This window comes from Nakamurella sp., from assembly GCF_048594475.1.
GTDB lineage: Bacteria > Actinomycetota > Actinomycetes > Mycobacteriales > Nakamurellaceae > Nakamurella.
In genome coordinates, this window is record NZ_JBMDXT010000107.1 from 1 (window position 1) to 13087 (window position 13087).

Below are 13087 nucleotides of genomic sequence, written 5' to 3' on the forward strand. Positions count from 1 at the left end.
GCCACCATCCCATGATCAACACGGGTGGGGGTGTGCGGTGAGCGGGCCGGGATTCGTCGCCGAGCTGCCGGTCCGGGGCCGCCGGGTGCTGGTGGTCGGCGGCGGCGACCGCGGGCTGGGCCGGATCGCCGCCCTGCGGGACGCCGGTGCGGACGTGCACGTCGTCGCGCCGGCGGTGGCCGCGGCCGTTGCCGACCTGGCCGAGCGCGGGCTGGTGCGCTGGGCGGCGCGGGCGGTCACCGAGGACGACGGGGCGTCCGCCGCGCTGGTCGTCGTCGACGACGCGGCGACCGCCCCGCAGGTGCGCGACTGGGCCGAGCGGCGCGGCGTCTTCTGCCTCGAACCGGCGGCCGCGGCGCCCGCCCCGGCCGGCGGGGTCGGGCGGGTGATCCTGGTCGGGGGCGGGCCCGGCGACCCCGGCCTGCTGACCGTGGCCGGGCTGGCCGCGGTGCGGGCGGCCGACGTCATCGTCACCGACCGGCTGGCCCCGCTGGCCGTGCTCGACCAGGCGCCGCCCGGGGTCGAGATCGTCGACGTCGGCAAAATCCCGCGCGGCCGGTTCACCCCACAGGAGCGCATCAACGAGGTGCTGGTCGAGTACGCCCGGGCCGGCCGAACCGTGGTGCGGCTCAAGGGCGGCGACAACTTCGTGTTCGGCCGTGGCGGCGAGGAGTGGCAGGCGTGCGCCGCGGCGGGGATCGAGGTGCAGGTCATCCCGGGCGTCAGCTCGGCCGTCGGCGTGCCGGCCCTGGCCGGGATCCCGCTGACCCACCGCACGGCCAACCAGGGCTTCACCGTCATCACCGCGCACGTGCCGCCGGGTGATCCCCGGTCCACCCTGGACTACGCGGCGCTGGCCCGGACCGGGACCGCCCTGGTGATCCTGATGGGGGTGGCCACCCTGCCGGCGGTGACGGCCGAGCTGATCCGGCACGGACTCGATCCGGCGACCCCGGCGGCCACGGTGGCCGACGGCGGGTTGCCCGGGCAGCGCGTGGTCCGCGCCGTGGTGGCCGCGATCGCCGAGGTGACCGCCGCGGCCGGGATCCGGCCGCCGGCGATCACCGTCATCGGTTCGGTGGCGGCGTTCGATCCGGCCGTCGAGGACGTCGGTTGACCTCCGGAGGGGCCGCGTTGACCGCGCTGCCGGCCGGCCGCTACGGTCGAGCAGTTCCAGCGATATCGGGAAGCCGGTGCAATTCCGGCGCGGTCGCGCCACTGTGAGGCCCTGCGGGGCCGAGTCAGACCCCGGTATCGCCAGGCTCCGACGAGCGGGGGCGCACCACCCCCGAGGAGGTCTTCATGTCCCAGGCTGCCGCCATGCCCGGATCGGCTTCGATTCCCCTTCCCGCGCTTGCGGTTCCGACGATTCCCGTCCGGCAGCTCCTGCCGTGGGCGGTCTTCGTCGGGCTGCTCGCGCTGATCGCGCTCTATTTCGTCTCCGCCGAGCAGGGGGCCTTCGCGGTGTTCTCCGGCACCGCCATCCACGAGTGGGTGCACGACGGCCGGCACCTGCTCGGCTTCCCCTGCCACTGACGGGGGACCGGAACATGCTGACCGCACGGACCTTTCTGGTCCGGGGACTGCTGGCTGGCCTGGTCGCGGGGATTCTCGCGTTCGGGGTTGCCTACCTGGTGGGCGAACCGCCGGTGGCCGCAGCCATCTCGCTCGAGGAGCAGGGCACGCCTGTCGCTGCCGAGCACCCGGCGGACCATGCAGCGGACCACGCGGCTCAGGACACCGTGGACGCCGGACACTCACACGGCGACGGCGACGAAGCGGTCGTGTCCCGGCCGAACCAGGCGACCTGGGGGCTGCTCACCGCGACGCTGCTGTTCGGCACCGCGCTGGGTGGCATCGTCGGTGTCGCCGCGGCGTTTGCCGCCGGGCGGCTCGGTCCGATCAGTGCTCGCGCGAGTACTGCCCTGGTCGCCGTGATCGGCTTCCTGGCGGTCTATCTCGTGCCCTACCTGAAGTACCCGCCGAATCCGCCGGCCGTCGGCAACCCGGACACCATCGGGCAGCGGACCGCCTGGTACTTCACCATGCTGGCCATCTCGGTGGTCGCCGCGTTCGGGGCGATCGTCGCGGCCCGCCGGCTGACCCCGCGGCTGGGTGCCTGGAACTCCTGGCTGATCGCCTCGGGCGGCTACCTGGTCGTCGTCCTCATCGCCGGGTGGCTGCTGCCGATCGTCGACGAGGTGCCCGCTGGCTTCTCCGCCGATCTGCTCTGGCGGTTCCGGACGGCGTCGCTGACGGTGCAGGCCACCTTGTGGGCGGCCATCGGTCTGGCGTCGGCCACCATGATCGGCGTCGTCGCCGGCCAGGATGGTCGGCGGGCCCGCGCGGCCCGGCGGCTGGCCGGCACCGCCGCATGACCGACCCCGTCCGGCCGCCGTCGGCGGCCGCCCGGACCGCCGCCGCCCGTCGGATCGCCGAACTGGCGAAGCCGACGGGTGCCCTGGGCCGGATCGAGGACGTCGCGGTGTGGCTGGCCGGCTGCCAGGATCGCTGCCCGCCGGAGCCGCCGCAGAACGTGCGGGCGGTGGTGTTCGCCGGCGATCACGGCGTCGCCGAGTATGCGGTGTCCGCCTATCCGGCCGCGGTGACCGCAGCGATGGTGCGGATGTTCCACTCGGGTGGCGCCGGGGTGTCGGTGCTCGCCCGGCAGCACGGGGTGCGGTTGCGGGTGCTGGACATCGGCGTGGACGACGACCTGGCCGACCTGCCTCCCGCCGTCCGGGAATTCAAGGTAGGGCGATCGTCCGGGGCGATTCACCTGACGGACGCGCTGACCGCCGGGGAGGTCACCGTTGCGCTGGCCGCCGGCCGGACGGTGGCCGAGCAGGAGGTCGAGGCCGGCGCCGACCTGCTGATCTCGGGCGACATGGGGATCGGGAACACCACCCCGGCGGCCGCGCTGATCGCCGCCGGGCTCGGCCTCCCCGCCGCGGAGCTGACCGGCCGCGGCACCGGCATCGACGACGACACCCTCGCACGCAAGATCGACCTGATCGACCGGGCGCTGGCCCGGGCGGCCGGCCGGTTCGACGATCCGGTCGACCTGCTGGCCGCGCTGGGCAGTGCCGACCTCGCCTCCAGCGCCGCGTTCATGGCCCGGGCCGCCGAGCTGGGGGTGCCGGTGCTGCTCGACGGCGTGGTGTCGGTGGCGGCCGCCCTGGTCGCGGACCGGCTCGCGCCGGGTGCGGCGCAGTGGTTCGTCGCCGGGCACCGGTCGACCGAGCCGGCGCAATCGCTGGCCCTGGACAAGCTCGGTCTGGTGCCGCTGCTGGATCTGGGCATGCGGCTGGGCGAGGGGAGTGGCGCCGTGGCCGCGGTCCCGCTGGTCCGGTCGGCGGCGCTGCTGCTGCGGGACATGGCCCTGCTGTCGGACGTGCTGGGGTGAGTTCGCTGCCCGACGGCCTGCGGTTGGCCGTCGGCACGCTCACCGCGCTGCGGATCCCGCCGCCCCGCCGGGTCGATCGCTCGACGGCGCGGGCGGCGATGCTGGTGGCGCCGGTGGCCGTGCTGCCGCTGGGGGTCGCGGCTGCGGCGGCCGGCGGGCTGCACCAGGGGATCGGCCTGTCACCGCTGGTCGCCGCCGGTCTCGCGATGGCGGTGGTCGCGTGGGGCAGCCGCGGCCTGCATCTGGACGGGTTGGCCGACACCGCCGACGGTCTCGGCTCCGGATACGACCGGGAGCGGTCGCTGGAGATCATGCGGCGGGGCAATACCGGGCCGATGGGCGTCGCCGCGGTGGTGCTGGTGCTGCTGATCCAGGTGGCCGGCGCCGCCGCGCTGCTGGCCCGGCCGTGGGGATTCGTCGCGCTGGGCGTCCTGGTGTGCCTGTCCCGGACCGCCCTGGTGATCGCCTGCGCCGCCGGGGTGCCGCCGGCCCGCCCCTCGGGCCTGGGTGCGACGGTGGCCGGGGTGGGGCCCCGGCCGGCCGCCGCCGGGGTGCGGGGGCGGGCTGCGGGCGTGGCTGCGGCGCCCACGAGCCCGACCGGATCGCCCTGGTGGCTCGGGGTTCTCGGGGTGGCGGGAGCGGCGGCGGTGGTGGCCGGGCTGGTGGTTCGCTGCGTGCGCCGGTTCGGCGGGATCACCGGGGACGTGCTGGGGGCATCGATCGAGGTCGCCCTGCTGGCCCTGCTGGTCGTCGGCGCGAGGTGAGGCCGGCCGCCCACCCGGGGAGTGCCGATCGCCGGCCCTCGACTGAACGGTCTGCGGCATCAGGGGCCGGAATCCGCCGCCCCCGGTTCAGTCCGCGCCGCGCCTCGTCGCCGCGGCGGCCAGGTCGGCCAGCAACTCGGGGATGATCCGTTCCTCCATCACCGCACGGCCGCGTTCGTGCAGCGCGGCGGCCAGCCGAGGATCCCATGGTGATGCGGCCGGGGCGCCCCGCAGCGCCTCGGTCTCGGCCCCGGGCGCGTCGATCGCGCGCCGGTAGTCGGCGGCCGCCATCCGCCACGGCCGGGCGTCATGCCGGACGATCGCATCCGCGGTGGTCCGCAGGCCCGTCCAGTCGAAGTCGCCGCGCCAGTGGACGGTCCCGCGGGCGCCGGCGAGCAGCCGGTGGCAGGCGGCGGAGGGAACTCCCTCGGTGCAGACCAGCGGCGGATGCCCGGGGGTCCACTCGCCGACGGCGGCGCGCAGTACGGCCGGGTTCTCGCAGACGAAGACGTTCGGGTCGTTCACCATCAGGGGAGCGAGCGTCAGTTGGTGCAGGGTCAGCCGGAACGGGATCGCCTGGTCGGCCGCCTCGGTCAACCAGCCGGCTACCGGGTGGTCCCGCGAGGGCCGGACGCCGAGCACCAGCACCTGACTGGCCAGGTCGTCGAGGATGACGCCGGCCGCGTCCCACCGCGCCCGGCGCTCGGCGGCGGTGGTCGGCGTCGGTTCGCCGTCCCGAGCGGCCAGGGCGCGCAGCACCAGAGTGGCCGCCGGCGTGCCGGACAGTGCCTTAGTGTCGCCGGTGGCCCGCTCGGCCAGGACCGGCAGCGATATCGGCGCGACCGGCCGCTGCGGGTCGGTCGGGCCGGCCGCGGCGGTCTCCGCCAGCAGCGTCAGGACGGCGCCGACCTGGCGGAGCAGGTCGCCGTCGTGCCGCCGGACCAGACGGGTGATGGTGCCGTCGGACGCCAGCGTGTCGAGCCAGGCGGCGAACCACTCCTCGCCCGCCCACGGTCCGCCGTGCGTCCGCGCGTCGGTGAGCAGATCGTCGCGCGCCCGGGCCTCCCGCGTGCGGTCGCCGGGCCGATCGCGCAGCGGGCCGCCGAGTGCGGTCAGCAGCTCGACCAGTGAACGGCCGGCGTCCCGGCGCACCGCGGCGTCGAGCATGGGCAGCGGCAGCGTGAGCGACCCGACGCCGGGCGGCCGGTAGGCGCCGGTCACCCCGATGATCAGCTTGCGTTCGGCCTCGGTCGGGTCCCGGACAGTCAGCGTGCCGGTGACGTCGCCGCCGGTGCTCTCCAGCCGGCGCCGGGCGAGCCGAAGCACTCGCGCCCACCCGGGATCGGTGAGCGGCGCGGGCGGTCCGTTCGTCATGCCGATCAGTTCGGATCGATCAGGCCGCCGGGCTCGCCGGGCCGCCGTCGGGTGCTCGGCGAGCCCAGCGCGGAGGCGAGATCGTCGTCCGCCCCGGTGATCTGGCCGTCGGTGAGGATCGTGGCGCCGTTCCAGACCAGCAACAGCGAGCTGACCGTGTGCTCCACCGCGGAGTGCGCCAGGTCGTGGTGCGCGCAGCCGGGCACGGTCGGGTAGGTGGCCCACAGGTCGTAGCCGGTCATGAACAGGTCCAGGTCGAATTGAGCGGTCAGCCCGAGCAGTTCGCTGCGGCCGGCGTCGTCGATGCCGGCGAATGCCTCGTCCAGGGCCAGCAGCCGCGGGCAGTGCGGTGCGGCCGACGACAGCATGACGTGGGCGGCGGCGAACAGCGGGAGGTGCAGGGAGACCGATTGCTCGCCGCCGGACAGAGTGCTGTGCCGGGCCTGGGTCAACCGGTCCTCCTGCCCGCCGGGCGCGACCAGGGTCAGGACGAAGGACCGCCAGCCGCGGTAGTCCAGCGCTTCGGCCAGGATCTCCGGGTAGGGCCGGTCCTCCCGCTGGGCGCGCAGGTCCTTGATCCGGCCCGCGAAGTGCGCGCGCATGGTCGCCAGGTCGTCGGCCGACAGCGCTCTGGCGTCCCGGTCGAGCAGCCGGCTGACCGCCCGTTGCTGCGGGTCCAGCCCATCGGCCTGCTCCCAGGCGATGCCGACGGTCGCCCCGGAGGACATCCGCCGGCCGCGCATCTCCCGGTTCATCTGCGCGATGAGATCCCTTGCGTCGGTGGTGCGTTCATGGATCTGCTGGGCCAGCCGGCCCAGCAGCGCGTCCTCCAGGATCCGTTGCTCGGACTCCGACAGCAGCGCTTCCTGATCCTGCCGGGCGGCGGCGATCCGCCGGGCGAAGTCGCCGATCGAGGCGAAACCCTGTTCGTCGGACACCTTGACGACGATGACGTCGTCGACGGGCTCCCAATCCGGCCGGTACTCGTGGCCCGCGGCGGCCAGCTGGTCCTGCAGCTGGGTGAGCGAGGCCGACACCCGGGTACGGCTGGACTTGAGCGAACTCTCGTTCGGCCGCAGCTCACCGGTCGCGGCCAGGATGCCCGAGTGCAACGCCGTCACGGCGTCGGGCAGCGCGGCGACCGGGTGGTCGGGGTCCTGGAGCAGCGCGTCGACCGCGCCGGCGGTGAGCCGGGCCGGGTCCGCCCACTGCTCGCCGGCGGCCGGCCAGGCCGGCAGCCGGGCGGGCAGGCGCAGCACATCGCCGACATCGGAGCGGGCGTAGGGCCGGAGCCGGCCGCATTCCTGCTGGGCCTCGACGATCGCGGTGGTCAGCGCGGCGGACGTCCCCTCCACCGCGATGCGCCGGCCGCCGGCCTCGTCGATCGCCGCCTGCAGTGCGGCCTCGGCGGCCCGTTCGGCATTCCGAGCGGCCCGCTGGTCGGCGGCCGCGACCTCGATCTGCCGGTCCAGCTCATCCACCGCGACCCCGACGGCCGCGCGCAGCGTGCGCAGCTCCTCGTCGCGGGCCTGGTGCTCGGTGCGGGACAGTTCGGCCTGCTCGGCGGCCTCGGTCAGCCGGTCGCGCGCCCGGAGCAGCTCGTCCTCGGCCGTGGTCAGCGTCTGCGACCGTTCCCGCGCGGTCCGCCGGGCTGCGCCGAGATCAGCCGCAAGCCGAGCGAAAATGGCGGTGGCGGAAGCGATCCCGTCGACCAGCGCGGGTTCGGTCGGCATCGACCGGGCCGCCGCCAGGGCCAGCAACGACTGGTGCCGGTGATGATGGGCGGCAATCGCCTGATCCAGATCGCTGCGCGCGTTGTCCATCTCGCCGTGCACCGCTCGGACCGTCGCGGATTGCTGCTCGACCGCGCGCACGGCCTTGGCCAAGGGTGCCGTCGCGGGCAATGCGCCGCGGGCCGCGTCGAGCGCGTCGAGCAGGGCCCGGATCGTCCGCACGGTCTCGTCGGTGCGCGCCGCGTCCCGCTCGGTGGACCTGATCCGGGTGTCCAGGTCGGCCAGCCGCTGGGCGCGCCGGCGGGCCCGCGCGGTGGTGCCGATGTACTCGGCGTGCGGCTTGTGATGGGCGCCGAGCTGGATGCCCTGGCGGAAGCCGCCGCCGGTGTCGATGACGGGTGCGGCGCCGGCCAGCGCGCCGGCGGCCGACGCCGGTGCCCCGATCGCGATCGACGCGAGAACGGCCTCGATCACCGGAACCGGCAGCGCCGCATCGGGTTCGGCGATCAGCTGGCCGCCGAGCAGGGAGCGTTCCGGGCGCGTGGCCGGCGGCAGCGGCAGCAGCAGGGTGTCCGACGCGCCGGGGTCGATGCCGGTCGCCGGCCCGACCCAGGCGTCGAGCAGGTTGGCCGCCTCCAGCGCCGCCTCGATGGCCGCGGCGGTGGCGTCGTCGACGCCCGGCGCGAAATCGACCAGCGCCCAGAGCGGGGCACCGGGCCGCCCGTCCCGGGACCCGGTGCGACCGGCGAACGGTGGCGGCGCCTGGTCCTGCTCGTCGGCGATCACCGACCGCTCGGCCCGCAGCCCGGCCAGCTTCTCGGTCAGCCCGTCGAGAACACCACGCAACCGCGTGATCTCGTCACGTCGGGCCTGCCGGGCGTCCGCCAGCTGGACGTCCAGGACGGCCGGCAGGGCGGGCGCGTCGATCTCGCCGAACCGGTCGAGGGCGGCAGCCAGGGCGACGTGGACGGTCCCGGCCAGGTCGAGCGACCCTTCCTCCGCCGGGAGGCCCTCGGTTCGTCCGTCGGCGCCGGCGAGCCGGTCGAGCATCCCGGCGTGCTCGCCGAGCCATCGGGACAAGGACTGCGCGAGCTGTTCTCGCTGGCTGGTGACCGCGTCCTGGGCGGCGGCCAACGCCTGCTCGGCGGCATCCAGCCGTTCCTGGGCCCGATCCAGGCGGTGCTGGGCCTGGTCGCGCAGGCGGGCCGCCTCGGCGACGGCGGTGATGGCGGTCCGGATCGCGGCGACATCGTCCTCGCGGCCGGCGACCCGGGCGGCCACCCGCTCGCCGAGCCGGCCGTCGTCGGCGTTGTCGTCGGTGTCCCACCCGATCCCGGCGTCCCGCGCGGCGCCGGCCAGCTCCGCGGCGTGCCGGGCAACCGCGGCGTGCGCCTCCTGTCGGGCGGCCGCGGCGACGGACCGCGCCTGCTCCCGACGCGCGGCGTCGGCCTGGGCGCCGTCCCGAACCCGGGCGTCCTGGTCGGCCGCCCGGCCGAGCTGAGCGGTCAGGTCGGCCTGCCGGGCCAGCTGCTCACGGTCCTGATAAGCCGGCGAGGCCTTGAGCGAATCCAGGCGGGAGGTGATGTCCCGCAGCCGATCCCGCTGCTGATCCAGCGTGTCCTGGGCGGCGTCCCGGTCGGCCGCGGAGCGGGCCCGCGCGGCCAGGGCGCCGGCCAGGTCGACCCGGGTGGACTCGATCGCATCCAGCCGGCCGGTCAGCCGATCGGCCTCCGCACGGGCGTGCGTGCGCAGGTACGTGGTGTACCCGGTGAGGAACGTCGCGGCGGCCGCGTCCGCCTGGATCAGCCCGGCCAGCGTGCGCTGCACGTTCTCCATGTCGCTGAACGAGTGCGCCGCCTCGTCGATCAGGCCCTCGTCCAGCGGGCGGAGGCCATCCGCCAGGGCCCGTGACAGGCCCTTCGGATCGAGGTTCTTGGCCAGTTGCGGACGCCGCAGCGTGAGCAGCAGGGTGATCAGTTGCTCGAACCGGCCCACGCCCAGTCCGAACAGCCGGGCGTCGACCGCGGTGCGATGCTCCACCGGCCGCTCGGTCAGCACCGTCGGCAGGTGGTCCACCTCGGCGGTCAACTGGCGTTTGGTCAGCGGCCGGTCGTCCGGGCCGAGCAGCGAGAAATCCCGGCCGACCTGCCCGTCAACGACGAAGTACCAGCGGCTCACCCGGTCGTTGTGTCGTTGGGCGCGCAGCCCGGCGCCGATCGTCACCACCTCGCCCGGTCCGGGGCCGTCGTCGGGGGCCGGCGCGCTGTCCCGGCGAAACTCCATCCATACGTACCCGTATGCGCTCTCCTGCCCGCGGTAGAGCAGGTTGGACTTCATCGTCCGTTCGTCACCGGCGAACGGGTTCAACCGGCGCGGCTCGATCCGGGCGTCCAGCACGAACGGGAACAACACTTCCAGGGCCTTGGTCTTGCCGGACCCGTTGGGCCCGCGGAGCACCAGCCGGCCGTCGGCGAAGACGAACTCCTCGTCCCGGTAGTCCCACAGGTTGACCACCCCGCACCGGGTCGGTCGGAACCGGTCACCGCGGGCCGCGGGGTCCCGGTCGGGGCCGGATGTCATGGCCGTCAGCCTCCCATGTCGAACAGGCCGGCCGGCTCGGCGGCGGGACGCACCGACACCACGGCGTTGCGGTAGCGGGCCAGCAGCGGCCGGGCCAGGACACCGCCGGGCACCCGCACGATCATGTCGAGCTCGGCCAGCAGCGCCAACGCCGAATCCAGCAACCGCGCCGGGTCGGCCACCTGGGCCGCGGACAGCGCGGTGGAATAGCTGTCGATCAGCTCGGTCAGGGTGGACCGCAGCCAGCCGTCCTCCAGCAGCGGGCACCCGGCGGTCGCCGCGCCGTCCGGGTCGTCGACGGTGTCGCCCTCGTCGACCGAATGGCCGGCGGGGTTCGCGGGGTCGGCGGAATCGGCCGGGTCCGAATCGTCCGCGAACTGGGTGATCAGGTCGGCCCGGGGCATCGCGCCGTCCAGGGCGCGGACCCACGTCTGGCCACGGTCCGGATCGGGGGCCAACACGGTCAGTTCCGGGGCGTCCGGATCGAGCACCCGGTCGGCGATCCGGTTCGCCAGGAGCAGTGCCACCTGCGCCCGGGTGCCCGACCCGGGGAACCGGCGGTCCGAGAACATCCCCGAGACATCCAGCAGGGCAACGCCTTCGCTGCGGCGCTCGACGACCAGACCGGTCAGTTCGGCCACCTCGGCGGCCGGACCGGGATTGCGCAGCATGCCCCGGTCGCCGGGGGCGAGGTCGGCGTAGTAGGCGACCGGCCGCTCGACCAGCGCCCGCCGGACCCGTTGCGCCGACTCGCGGCGCCGGGTGTCCCGGCTCACGCCCTGCGGGCGGTACAGCAGCGCCCGCGCGGTGTCGACGTGCTGCAGCACCGGCGACGGCCGGTACAGGGCGCGCAGCACGTCGCGATCGATGTCATACAGCGCCTCACCGGCGGACGGGTCGTCGACCCAGCGACGGGCGCTGCCGTCGGCCAGCCGGACCGCCCCGCGGGCCTCCAGCCAGCCGGCGGCGTCGACGAACCCGGCCCGGTCGGGCTGCCGGTCCAGCGAGAGCTCCAACCCGTCGATGCGGTCGGCCTCGCCGGCCACTCGTTCGGCCAGCTCGGACAGGGCGATCTGCAGGCCGGCCCGCCCCAGTACGGCGAGCGCCAGGCACAGGTAGGCGTAGCGGCGCCGGTCGAAGGGGCGGTCCAGCTGGGCGCCGGCCCTGGCCGGCTGGGACGGGTCGAAGGCGTCCCGCACCCGGGACAGCCGGGCGGTGGTGGCGGTGAGATCCAGCCGGTAGTCGAAGAGTTCGGCCAGATCCTCGCGGAGCGGCCCCGCCCAGCGGCGGATCAGCGGGAGCGCATCGGCGGTCGGGAAGGTGCCGGTGATCAGCGGCGAGTTCAGCAGCACCCGCGCGGCGCGTTGGTACGCGGCCCGGTCCAGCGGGGCGACGGCGGGGTTCGACGGGGCGTTCATCGAGCGCCGGCCATCGGAGAGACGGCCAGTGCCATCCGATCCAGGCGGAGCACACCGCGCACCGTCTGGACCGCGGTCGAGGTGGGGTGCGGGGTCAGCGTCATCCGGACCCCCAGGGTGGAGCCGGTGGCCGGTACCCGTCCGGACACCGGGACGCGGGCGCCGAGGGCGACGTCGAGCAGGGTGAACAGCAGCGCCGTCTCCTCCTCGGACAGGGTCCGGCCCTCGATCGGCGACCCGGACAGGGATTGGGCGGCGGCGGCCCGGGCGCGCCGGTCGGCCAGTTGCGCGTCCCGGAGCCGCCGCCGGCCGGCGTCGTTGCGGTCCAATCTGGCCGGCGCGCCGGGTCCGGCCGGCTTCCCCGTCTCGACGAGGGTGCGGGACAACTCGACCGGTGGCGCTTCCCACCAGGTGCGCCGGGTGGGAATCAGCTCGGGATCGGGGTGCACGACGCCGACGTGTCGCGGGCGGCTCAGGTCGAAGGCGGCCGCGAACAGGGCGTGGGCCGAGGGCACATCGGGGGTGGCGACGAACCAGGCGGCCAGGTGCCGCAGCTGGCTCTCCCGGTTGACGCCGCCCAACCGCGCCTCGGTGACCCGCCGCAACAGCGACAGCACCGCGGCGACCGCGCTGATCGTCGCGTCCTGCAGACGGTCCGCCTCGCACCGGCCGGCCTGGCCCGGCACGGCCAGGAACCAGTGCTCGAGCCCCGCCCAGCGCTGCTGCCAATCGTGCAGCCGGTCCGCCGGGCCGCGGAAGATCCGCTCGTCGGCTTCCGCGGCCAGCTCGACCAGCCGGTCGACCCCGGAGTCCTGCACCGCGCGAACGGCCGCGGCCAGCCGCGGCGCGTACCGGGCGAGCTCGGAGGAGAACTCGCGCAGGTGCGCGATCAGCGCGTCCTTGTGCGTCAGGAACACCTCCGCGCTGGTCTCGGTGCTCTTGGACAGGTCCGAGAGCATCAGGTAGAACCGGGCCGCGCGTTCGGCCATCTCGTTCAACACCGAATCGAGACGACTCAGCTTGCGGTACACCAGCTCCGAGTCGTCGTCGCGGTTCGCGGCGGCCAGCTCGTCCAGGTCGGCGAGCAACTCCGGCAGCACCAGCCGGGATAGCGTGGCGTCGTCCAGCCGGGCGCCGAGCACGTCCTCGACCGCCCGGTACGCCCGGTACCCGGCCTGGTTGAACTGATAGACGTAGTGCCGGTTGCGGTACTCGGCCAGCGACGCCGCCCGGGCGCCGTCGTAGCTGCGGTCAAGCACCTGCCAGGCGTAAAGCTGATCGAGCAGTGGGGTGACGTCTTCGGCGGTCAACGTCGGGACGGGCTCCCGTCCGTGCTCCTGGCCGAGTGCCGCCAGGGATGCCGCGACGTCCGCGGCGTGTTGCAGCACCACGTAGTTGGCCCGGCTGCGTTCCATGGCCCGCAGCACCCAGAGATAGGTGGTGCCCTTCTCAGCCGCGGTGAAGGCGAACAGGCGCAGGCGGTCGAGATCGGTGAACCCGGGCTCGAACCCGGGCACCGTCGCGTCGCCCCCACTCGTGGCCATGCCGTGCACCCTACGGAACCGACCGGCCTGCCCCGGTCCGGGTCGGAACAAGTCGAACGACGGCCCGCGCCCCACCCCGCCGGTGGTGGGGCGCGGGCAGGTGATCAGCTCAGCACCATCGTCATCCGGCCGGTGGTGTCGCCGGTGGGGTCGAGTCGGATGGTCCAGGTGCCGGTGGCGGTGGGGGTGAAGTCGCAGGAGCGGGCGGTGGAGGCGAGCTGGCAGTAGTACTGGCGGCCGCCGGTGGGGTTGTAGAAGTGCAGGTAGG

General features: G+C 74.9%; 9 protein-coding genes and 1 riboswitch. Of the genes, 5 read left to right on the forward strand and 4 right to left on the reverse strand.

Features of this window, described 5'->3' with window-relative positions; genetic code table 11:
* The first annotated feature begins 37 nt into the window (after positions 1 to 37).
* From cobA to ACOJUF_RS05500, 5 genes are all read left to right on the forward strand, one after another.
* Positions 38 to 1117, forward strand: coding sequence for a uroporphyrinogen-III C-methyltransferase (cobA, locus tag ACOJUF_RS05480; RefSeq protein WP_420120853.1), 1080 nt, complete (start codon positions 38 to 40; stop codon positions 1115 to 1117).
* A 67-nt stretch (positions 1118 to 1184) separates the two neighbouring features.
* Positions 1185 to 1248, forward strand: a riboswitch (cobalamin riboswitch).
* A 54-nt stretch (positions 1249 to 1302) separates the two neighbouring features.
* Positions 1303 to 1536 carry a CbtB domain-containing protein gene (locus ACOJUF_RS05485; RefSeq protein WP_420120854.1) on the forward strand — a complete coding sequence of 78 codons (234 nt, stop codon included), beginning with the start codon at positions 1303 to 1305 and terminating at the stop codon, positions 1534 to 1536.
* Between the two features lie 14 nt (positions 1537 to 1550).
* A complete protein-coding gene (locus ACOJUF_RS05490; RefSeq protein ID WP_420120855.1) occupies positions 1551 to 2378 on the forward strand; it encodes a CbtA family protein in 828 nt (275 codons plus the stop codon).
* Entirely contained in the window at positions 2375 to 3406 is a 1032-nt protein-coding gene (cobT, locus tag ACOJUF_RS05495; protein WP_420120856.1) for a nicotinate-nucleotide--dimethylbenzimidazole phosphoribosyltransferase, read from the forward strand. The genes ACOJUF_RS05490 and cobT overlap by 4 nt, the downstream gene beginning before the upstream one ends.
* Positions 3403 to 4170 (forward strand): adenosylcobinamide-GDP ribazoletransferase, encoded by a 768-nt coding sequence (locus ACOJUF_RS05500; protein ID WP_420120857.1) that lies wholly within the window; start codon positions 3403 to 3405, stop codon positions 4168 to 4170. Before cobT ends, ACOJUF_RS05500 begins: the two co-directional genes overlap by 4 nt.
* An 87-nt stretch (positions 4171 to 4257) precedes the next feature.
* Here ACOJUF_RS05500 and ACOJUF_RS05505 read toward each other — a convergent pair whose 3' ends face one another.
* Genes ACOJUF_RS05505 through ACOJUF_RS05520 form a run of 4 tightly spaced genes read right to left on the reverse strand, consistent with a single transcriptional unit; the run spans position 4258 to position 12753 of the window.
* Positions 4258 to 5544: a TIGR02679 family protein gene (locus ACOJUF_RS05505; protein WP_420120858.1), complete on the reverse strand. Its 1287-nt coding sequence runs from the start codon at positions 5542 to 5544 to the stop codon at positions 4258 to 4260.
* 5 nt (positions 5545 to 5549) lie between these two features.
* A complete protein-coding gene (locus ACOJUF_RS05510; RefSeq protein WP_420120859.1) occupies positions 5550 to 9857 on the reverse strand; it encodes a TIGR02680 family protein in 4308 nt (1435 codons plus the stop codon).
* A gap of 5 nt (positions 9858 to 9862) precedes the next feature.
* Positions 9863 to 11275, reverse strand: coding sequence for a TIGR02678 family protein (locus tag ACOJUF_RS05515; protein ID WP_420120860.1), 1413 nt, complete (start codon positions 11273 to 11275; stop codon positions 9863 to 9865).
* Positions 11272 to 12753, reverse strand: a complete 1482-nt coding sequence (locus ACOJUF_RS05520) for a TIGR02677 family protein (RefSeq protein WP_420120861.1) — start codon at positions 12751 to 12753, stop codon at positions 11272 to 11274. Before ACOJUF_RS05520 ends, ACOJUF_RS05515 begins: the two co-directional genes overlap by 4 nt.
* Between the last annotated feature and the right edge of the window lie 334 nt (positions 12754 to 13087).